General features: G+C 72.6%; 3 protein-coding genes. 1 reads left to right on the forward strand and 2 read right to left on the reverse strand.

Annotated features, from left to right (window positions below; all coding sequences use genetic code 11):
- Positions 1-21 precede the first annotated feature (21 nt).
- Complete coding sequence (locus ACFU7Z_RS08335; RefSeq protein ID WP_234348325.1) at positions 22-879, reverse strand: sterol desaturase family protein; 858 nt, start codon at positions 877-879, stop codon at positions 22-24.
- Between the two features lie 308 nt (positions 880-1,187).
- Positions 1,188-2,621: a helix-turn-helix domain-containing protein gene (locus ACFU7Z_RS08340; RefSeq protein ID WP_380776992.1), complete on the reverse strand. Its 1,434-nt coding sequence runs from the start codon at positions 2,619-2,621 to the stop codon at positions 1,188-1,190.
- A gap of 358 nt (positions 2,622-2,979) precedes the next feature.
- Here ACFU7Z_RS08340 and ACFU7Z_RS08345 point away from each other — a divergent pair, with 358 nt between their 5' ends.
- Positions 2,980-6,192, forward strand: a complete 3,213-nt coding sequence (locus ACFU7Z_RS08345; RefSeq protein WP_380776993.1) for a M28 family peptidase — start codon at positions 2,980-2,982, stop codon at positions 6,190-6,192.
- Positions 6,193-6,247 lie beyond the last annotated feature (55 nt).

Here is a 6,247-nt window from a genome sequence, read left to right on the forward strand (position 1 = left end):
AGCGGCCGCTCGGGCCGGGTGTCAGACGGACTGCTCGGTGGTCTTCGCCCGGCGCCAGGGGTGCAGCAGGGTGGCGCCGAGTTCGCCGGTGGCGGGGAACGCGGCCGGGTCGGTGAGGCCGACGGCCTTCGGCACTCGGCCGGGCCGCCAGGTGAAGCTCCCGAACACGTGGTCCCAGAGCGAGAGGTCGGAGGCGTAGTGGCCGGCTTCGGCGAGGTCGGTGCTGTGGTGCAGGCGGTGGAGTTCCGGCCCGGCCAGGACGTGGCCGAGCGGACCGATGCGGACTTCGATGTTGGCGTGGACGAAATACCCCTGAGCCAGGACGAATATTCCGACCACGAACACTGAATCCGCCGAGAATCCGATCAGCGCCAGCGACAGTTGCACCACGGACTGCGCGACGAACACGTCCAGGAAATGATTCACGCCGTTGTTCGCGACGTTCACCTTGTCCGGGACGTGGTGCACCCCGTGCAGCCGCCAGAGCCACCTGTTGCGGTGGGACCAGCGGTGCACGAGGTAGTCGCCGAGCGAGCCGACCAGCAGCGCGAGTGGGATCTCCACCGCGAACGGCAGCGCCGGGTGGGCCGGGCCGAGCACCTGCACCAGCGTCGCCACCAGCCCCTGGGCCAGTGCGCCGCCGACCATGCTCAGCGCGAAGTAGACGCTGTACCAGCCGAGTTCACGTCGGCTCGGATGCCAGTCGGTCCGGTACGGGATCACCCGCTCCAGGACCGCCAGGTAGACGAGGACGGCGATCAGGAAGAGCGGGGAGACCCGGTCCGGTCCCCAGCGGAAGTGCAGGGTCGCGACGGCTGTGCACAGCACACCCAGGAGCAGCAGCGGATGGGCGAGCCGGCGGGCAATGGCTGACAGCACGCGCCCCCCGTTCTTCGCGGACTAACGACTGGAAACGTCAGAGACTCTAGCGGGCGACGCGCGCCGTGACAGTCATTCGACGTGTTAACTCCATGAATGACCCGATCGGCGGACTATACGCGCACGAAGTTGACGTCTGTGCGGCGCGAAGGGGGCGCATTGTCGAGAAGAAGCGGGACTTGACGGTGTGTGACAACAGTCGTGCAGATCTTCGAGCGCTGATGCGCGCCCCTTCTGCGCCGCCCCGCGCGGCTATCGATCCGGCCATATCCCACGGCCGGCGCCGCGACTCCAGGAGCGCCCCCGGGTCAGGAGCGGGCCGGCTCCGCCCATCGGTGTGCGGCACGGGGCGCGTGCGCCGCGAGACGGTCGCGCAGACCGCGCAGTTCGTACTCGACCAGCGCGGGCAGCGCGGTCGCGCCGGTCGCCTCCAGGGCGGGGCCGAGCAGGTCGACGGCCGTGGCCGGGTCGTGCGCGCAGACGTGGCAGTCGGCCGCGCGGACGATGAAGAGCAGACGGCTGGAGGGCAGTTGGTCCGGGCCGAGCAGGCCGAGGGCGGTCTCGGTGGCGTCCAGCGCCCGGCGGGCCAGCCGGGGGTCGTCGGTGGCGGCGGCGAGGTCGCGCAGCGCGGCCGCCGCGGCGGACTCGACCCGCATCCTCATCGAGGCGATGGAGAGCCAGGGCACGTCGACCTCGTCCTCCGCGCCGATGTGGTCCAGGTGCGACCGGGCCAGGTCGATCTGCCGGACGGTCGCCCGCACGTCGCCGGTGAGCGCGTGCGCCCGGGCCCGGCTGATCCGGCCCATCGCGCCGGCCCAGTGCCGGTCCGGGGCGGCCCGTTCGATCTCGCGGGCGTAGCCGAGGGCGGCGACCGGGTCGCCGTCCAGCCGGGCCAGGATGCTCATGTCGCTGAGCGTGCCGACCTGGGTGGCCCGGTCCGCGGCCAGCCCGGCCCAGGTGAGGGCGCGGTCGTAGCAGGCCATCGCGGTGGCGTTGCGGCCGTCCTGCATCCGCAGCGCGCCGGCCGCGTGGGCGTGCTCGGCGGCCAGCCGGACCAGCGGGCCGCGCTGCCCGGCGGGGGCGGTGGCGAGCCTGGCGAGCACCGCGCGCAGGGTGCGCTCGACGGCGGCGACCAGGACCGGGCGGTCGCCGGTCTCGCCGGAGCGCAGGCGGGCGGCGAGCAGGCCGGTCAGGGCGTGTGCGGTGACGGCGTCCAGCGGGCGGGCCGCGGCCGGGTCGGCGAGCGCCTCGGCGGAGCAGAACTCTGCGTGCAGGGCCGCGAGTTCCCCGGGCTCGGGGACGGCGCAGCCCTCGGCGCCGTGCAGCGGACAGAGCAGCCCGTAGTCCGGCAGTCGCGGCGGAGCGGGCGCCGGGGGCGGGGTGGGCGGGCCGGACGGTGCGCCGCCCGGCAGCGGGGGCCGGAGCAGGGCGGGCGAGATGGCGTCCGGGTCGCACAGTTCGGCGTTCTCGGCGCGCTGACAGGCGGCGCTCAACTCCCCTGCGGCGCCGAGGAGGTCGTCGATCCGGTCGGCGACCCTGGGGGTGACCCGGCGGGCGCCGTGCTCGATCTTGCTGACGGCGGTGTGGTCGTAGCCGATCCCGGCGCCGAGCTGCGCCTGGGTGAGGCCCGCCCGGCGCCGCCAGTGCCGCAGCCGGGCGCCGAACTCCCGCCAGGCGTCCTGCCCCCGGCCGGTCGGCGGTGCCGGCACCGCCGCCGCAGGGGCCACACGGTTCCGCTGCACGGCTGCCTCCCCGGGCGCGTCGTCCCCGGCCGGCCGCCGGGCCTGTCGACGATTCCAGTGATTCCGACGACTCGGATCAGGAGGACGGTACTCGATGGCCACCCGCCTCGTACATGAGGTGGTCTCAACCACTTGAAGAAAAGCCCAGCTTGACGCAAAGCCGGACCGACGGGCTTGACGGAATTTGCCAACCCCTTGCCCCGCGCGCACCGGGCATTGACCTGGGCATGACGCCGTGTGAGGGTTCGGGCACCCGAGCGCGGACGGCCCGCACGGCCGTCCCCCTGATACGGCCCCGCGGTGTGCCACCAGCCCCTAGCCGTCCGCGGTCGAGGACCCCCACATGCGAGGAGCCTCGATGCAACGCAGAGTCACCGCAGGCAGGTTGCTGACCACGGCGACCACCCTGACCGTGCTGGCCGGCATGATCGCCGCCGCCGCGGGCCCGGCCACCGCCGCGCCCACCCCCTCTCCCTCCTCGGCGCCGCCGAGCGCCCTGGCCGCCGCCGTCAACGCCGCCGACGCGGCCGCGAACGCCGGGCTGGACGCGCTGGCCAAGGGCCCGGGCGAGACCTACGAGCGCAAGACCGTCACCCCCTGGCTCGGCGGCCTCTACTCCGTCTCGTACGAGCGCAGCTACCACGGCCTGCCGGTGGTCGGCGGCGACGCGGTCGTCCTCGCCGACTCCCAGGGCAAGGTCCGCGCCCTGCAGTCCGCCGCCACCGGACCGGTCGGCGGCTCGACCACCCCGCAGGTCAGCGCGGCGGACGCGGAGAAGACCGCCCGGACGAAACTGGCCACCGTGGACTCGGCGGACTCCCCCCGCCTGGTCGTCCGGGTCAAGGACGGCACCGGTCGGCTCGCCTGGGAGACCGTCCTCAAGGGCCGCACCGCGTCGGCGCCCAGCACGCTGCACGTCTTCGTGGACGCGGCCACCGGCGAGGTGCTCGACAGCTACGACGACGTCCGTGCGGGCACCATCAACAGCAAGTGGAACGGCCCCGCCCCGGTCACCATCAGCACCACGAGCTCGGGCGGCTCGTACTCGCTGCGCGACCCGAACCGGCCCGGCCTGTCGTGTTCCGACTACAGCACCGGGCAGGTCTTCTCCAAGTCCAGCGACTCCTGGGGCAACGGCAGCCCGTCCACCAAGGAGACCGGCTGCGGCGACGCGATGTTCGCGGCCCAGAAGGAATGGGACATGCTCCGCGACTGGCTCGGTCGCAACGGGCACAACGGGAACGGCGGCAGCTGGCCGGTCAAGGTCGGCCTCAACGACGTCAACGCCTACTGGGACGGCAGCACGATATCCATCGGCCACAGCCAGGCCAACGAGTGGATCGCGGCGATCGACGTGGTCGGCCACGAGTTCGGCCACGGCATCGACCAGTACACCCCGGGCGGCGCCAACAACGAGTCCGGCCTGGGTGAGGCCACCGGCGACATCATGGGCGCGCTGACCGAGTCGTACGCCAACGAGCCCGCCCCGTACGACTCCCCGGACTACACCGTCGGCGAGATGATCAACCTGGTCGGCCAGGGCCCGATCCGCAACATGTACAACCCCTCGCTCGTCAACAACGACCCGAACTGCTACTCGGCGTCGATCCCGCAGACCGAGGAGCACGCGGCGGCCGGCCCGCTGAACCACTGGTTCTACCTGCTGGCCGAGGGCTCCAACCCCGGCGGCGGCAAGCCCACCAGCCCCACCTGCAACAACTCCTCCGTCACCGGCATCGGCATCAAGGACGCCGGCCGGGTCTTCTACGGCGGCATGCTGCTCAAGACCAGCGGCATGACCTACAAGCGCTACCGCACGGCCACCCTGACCGCCGCCAAGAGCCTCGACGCCACCTGCGCCTTCTTCAACCGCACCAAGGCCGCCTGGGACGCCGTCAGCGTCCCCGCCCAGAGCGGCGACCCGACCTGCACGCCGTCCGGCAACAACGACTTCTCGCTGTCGCTCGGCCCGGCGTCCGGCTCCGTCCAGCCCGGCGCCTCGACCTCGTCGACGGTGAGCACCGCCGTCACCTCCGGCACCGCGCAGACCGTCGGCCTCACCGCCTCCGGCCTCCCGGCGGGCGTCACCGCGAGCTTCAACCCCTCGTCGGTGCAGGCCGGTTCCTCCTCCACCCTGACCCTGTCCGCCTCCGCGGCGGCCGTGGCCGGGACCTACCAGATCACCGTCACCGGCACCGCCGGCGCCACCACCCACACCGCCCAGTACGGCCTGACGGTCGGCGGCGGGGGCAACCCCGGCGGGCCCGCGCCCGACATCGACGTCGCCAAGGTCCAGGCCCACCTGTCCCAGCTGAACACCATCGCCAACCAGAACGGCGGCCACCGCCGGGCGGGCAGCGCCGGGCACAGCCAGTCGATCGCGTACATCAAGGCCAAGCTGCAGGCGGCCGGCTACAACGTCACCGAGCAGACCTGCACCTCCTGCAGCTACCAGTCCAACAACCTGATCGCCGACTGGCCCGGCGGCCCGTCCGACCAGGTCACCATGTTCGGCGCCCACCTGGACAGCGTCTCGGCCGGCCCCGGCATCAACGACAACGGCTCCGGCTCGGCCGTCCTGCTGGAGAACGCGCTCGTGCTCGCCCAGCAGAACCCCAGCCTGACCCGGCACGTCCGGTTCGGCTGGTGGACCGGTGAGGAGCAGGGCCTCCAGGGCTCGCAGTCCTACGTCGGCCAGCTGAGCTCCGCCCAGCGCTCCGCGATCAAGGCGTACTACAACTTCGACATGGTCGGCTCGCCCAACGCCGGCTACTTCATCAACAACATCAACTCCGCGGCGTCGGCCCCGATGAAGGCCTACTGGGACTCGCTGAACCTCAAGCCGGAGGAGAACGTCGAGGGCCAGGGCCGCTCGGACGACTACTCCTTCCAGCAGGCCGGCATCCCGACCTCGGGCTACGCGGCCGGCGCCGATGCCACCAAGACCTCGGCGCAGGCGGCCAAGTGGGGCGGCACGGCGGGGCGTTCCTACGACTCCTGCTACCACTCGTCCTGCGACACCACCAGCAACGTCGACGCGACGGTGCTGAACCGCAACGCCGACGGCGTGGCGTACACCATCTGGAAGACCTCGGTCGGCGGCACCGCGCCCGCCAACGACTTCTCCCTCTCGGTGAACCCGACCACCGCCACCGTCAAGCCCGGTGACACCACCACCGCGACGGTCGCCACCTCGACCACCTCCGGCTCGGCCCAGACGGTCAACCTGACCGCCTCGGGCGCCCCGGCCGGCGTGACCGTCTCCTTCAACCCGTCCTCGGTGCAGTCCGGCGGCTCGGCGACGCTCACCGTCGCCACCGCCGCCTCGACCGCCACCGGCACCTACACCATCACCCTGACCGGGACCGGCTCGGCCACCCACAGCACCAGCTTCTCCCTGGTGGTGGGCAACGACTCGCCGAACCCGGGTGGCACCTGGACGCCCGGCACCACCTACCAGGCGGGCGACGTGGTGACCTACAACGGGGTCAGCTACCGCTGCCTCCAGGGCCACACCGCCCAGGTCGGCTGGGAGCCGCCGATCGTCCCGGCGCTCTGGCAGGCCGTGTGACCGGGGCGCGCTGACGCCCGGTGAAGCCGCTGCGCCGCGGTCCGTCGAGGGGCTG

The organism is Kitasatospora sp. NPDC057518 (assembly GCF_042802075.1).
GTDB lineage: Bacteria > Actinomycetota > Actinomycetes > Streptomycetales > Streptomycetaceae > Kitasatospora.

Coding starts and splice junctions, on each gene's coding strand:
- ACFU7Z_RS08345 (WP_380776993.1), top strand. CDS start 2,980: ATGCAACGCAGAGTCACCGCAGGCAGGTTGCTGACCACGGCGACCACC.